Annotated in this window: 2 protein-coding genes and 1 pseudogene; all 3 read left to right on the top strand. The window is 70.2% G+C overall.

The genetic code is table 11. The features are described 5' to 3' along the window. Positions 1-655: zinc ribbon domain-containing protein (locus A5712_RS18450; RefSeq protein ID WP_068107876.1), on the top strand; the 655-nt coding region annotated here is incomplete at its 5' end. Then, positions 652-1,767: a bifunctional RNase H/acid phosphatase gene (locus tag A5712_RS18445; RefSeq protein WP_068107874.1), complete on the top strand. Its 1,116-nt coding sequence runs from the start codon at positions 652-654 to the stop codon at positions 1,765-1,767. The genes A5712_RS18450 and A5712_RS18445, both read left to right, overlap by 4 nt. A gap of 10 nt (positions 1,768-1,777) precedes the next feature. Next, positions 1,778-2,011 (top strand): annotated as a pseudogene (locus tag A5712_RS18440) (TetR family transcriptional regulator); the annotation flags it as partial.

Genomic DNA, 2,011 nt, shown 5'->3' with positions numbered 1-2,011 from the left:
CAGCCATCTGCCCGAGCAGGAGGCCGTCGAGCGGATCCGTGCCGACCACACCGCGGCCGCCGATCGGCTGGGTGCGCTGCGAATTGCGCTGGAAGACTTGGACGCCCAGGTGTCGCGGTTCGAGTCGGAGATCGAGGCGGTGCGGCAACGCGAGGACCGGGATCGCTCGCTGCTCAAATCCGGTGCCACGGACGCCAAGCAATTGTCGGATCTGCAGCACGAGCTCGAGACCCTGCTTCGGCGTCAAACCAGTCTCGAGGACTCGCTGCTGGAGGTGATGGAGCGCCGCGAGGAGTTGCAGGCGCAGTTGGACAGCGAGCAGCGCGCGGTCGAGGCGCTGCAGTCCGAACTGGCCGGCGCCCAGGAGGCGCTCGACGCCGCGATCGCCGAGATCGACGAGGCCCGCCAGGCTCGTTCGTCGCGACGCGACACCCTGTCCGCGGAACTGGATCCCGCGCTGTCCGCCATGTACGAGCGGCAACGCGCCAGGGGAGGGCCGGGGGCCGGGCCGTTGCTCGGGCATCGGTGCGGCGCCTGCCGGATCGAGATCGGCCGCGGCGATTTGTCCCGCATCTCGGCCGCCCCGGAGGACGAGCTGGTGCGCTGTCCGGAGTGCGGCGCGATCCTGTTGCGGGTCAAGGGGTTCGACCAGTGAAGGTCGTCGTCGAAGCCGACGGCGGGTCGCGGGGCAACCCCGGACCGGCCGGGTACGGCGCGGTGGTCCGCAACGCGGACCGTTCGACCGTGCTGGCCGAGACGAAGCAGGCCATCGGCGTCGCGACCAACAACGTCGCCGAATATCGAGGCCTGATAGCGGGTTTGGACGACGCCCTGCAAATGGGGGCCACCGAGGTCGAGGCCTTCTTGGACTCCAAGCTGGTGGTCGAGCAGATGTCCGGGCGGTGGAAGGTCAAGCATCCCGACCTGATCGAGCTGCACGCGCAGGCGCGAAAGCTGGCGTCGCGGTTCGACCGGGTTTCCTACGCTTGGGTGCCGCGGGCCCAGAACTCGCACGCCGACCGGTTGGCCAACGAGGCGATGGACGCCGCGGCGGGTATCGACGAAGACCTGACCGAACCCGAGCCGCCGGTTGCCGAGCCGGCGAAAAGCGTTGCGGCCGAGGCCAGGACGTCGCCCGGCTGGACGGGGGCGCGGGGCACGCCGACCCGCCTGCTGTTGCTGCGGCACGGGCAGACCGAACTGTCGGTGGAGCGCCGCTACTCGGGACGCGGCAACCCGGCGCTGACGAAGGTGGGGCGCCAGCAGGCCGGCGCCGCGGCGCGCTACATGGCGGAGCGTGGCGGGATCGCCGCGGTGATCTCCTCGCCGCTGCAACGGGCCTACGACACCGCGGCGGCGGCCGCCAAGGCGCTCGGGCTGGACGTCACGGTCGACGACGACCTGATCGAAACGGATTTCGGGGCGTGGGAGGGCCTGACGTTCGCCGAAGCGGCCGAACGTGATCCGGAACTGCACCGGCGGTGGCTGCGCGACACCGGCACGACACCGCCGGGCGGGGAAAGCTTCGACGCGGTGCTCGACCGCGTGCTGCGGGTGCGCGAACGGGTCATCGAAGCACACCAGGGTGCGACGGTGCTGGTGGTGTCCCACGTGACGCCGATCAAGATGCTGCTGCGGCTGGCGCTGGACGCGGGGCCGGGGATCCTTTACCGGCTGCATCTTGACCTGGCCTCGCTGAGCATCGCAGAGTTCTATTCGGATGGGGCTTCGTCGGTGCGGCTGGTGAACCAGACCGACTACTTGTAGGGGGCGATGGATGCAGCCGTCTCAGCCACTCGATGAGCCCGTTCCCGCCGATGTCCGGGCGCGGGTGATGCCGGCGGCGCTCGATGAGCTTGTCCGCTGGGGTGTGGAGCGGTTCAGCATCGAGGCGATGGCGGAGCGCCATCATCTCGATCCCGCGCTGGTCTACCGCTACTGGGGCAGCCGGCAGCGACTGATCGTCGACGCGGCCCTCGCCGACGCCGAGGCCTTCAGTGCGGTACCGGAC

This window comes from Mycobacterium sp. E2327, from assembly GCF_001672675.1.
Classification (GTDB): Bacteria; Actinomycetota; Actinomycetes; order Mycobacteriales; family Mycobacteriaceae; genus Mycobacterium.
Note: the sequence above shows the minus strand (reverse complement) of the source record. Positions and strands in the feature narration are given on the sequence as shown.